This window comes from Bradyrhizobium sp. LeoA1Lang, from assembly GCF_055413685.1.
Window position 1 is genome coordinate 1 of record NZ_JBVAPG010000534.1, and the last position, 393, is coordinate 393.

Here is a 393-nt window from a genome sequence, read left to right on the forward strand (position 1 = left end):
GGCAAGAATCTTGGCTGATAGGGCGATGCGTGTACGATTCGGTTATGCCGAATCATAGGTTCAAGACCGGCGTTAGCCGGGATCAGTCGAGTTTTCTTCCGGCGCGTGTTGAAGATTATGTGGAGCGCGACAATCCGGTTCGAGCGATCGAGGCGTTTGTCGCTGCGCTGGAGCTTGAGAAGCTTGGCTTCCGCCACGACGGGTCAGGCGGCGGGGCTGGGCAGCCTCCTTACGACCCGGCCGACCTTTTGAAGCTTTATCTTTACGGCTACACGAACCGGATCCGGTCGTCGCGCAGCCTTGAGCGGGAAGCCGGCCGCAATCTTGAACTGATCTGGCTGCTGAAGCGGCTGGTGCCCGGCTATCGCACCATTGCCAAGTTCCGCAAGGACA

General features: G+C 59.3%; 1 protein-coding gene. It reads left to right on the forward strand.

Going from position 1 to position 393, the window contains the following annotated elements; translation table 11 throughout:
* Nucleotides 1-44 precede the first annotated feature (44 nt).
* Nucleotides 45-393 (forward strand): transposase (locus ACZYOF_RS44415; RefSeq protein WP_463719676.1); only part of this gene is annotated, 349 nt, incomplete at its 3' end.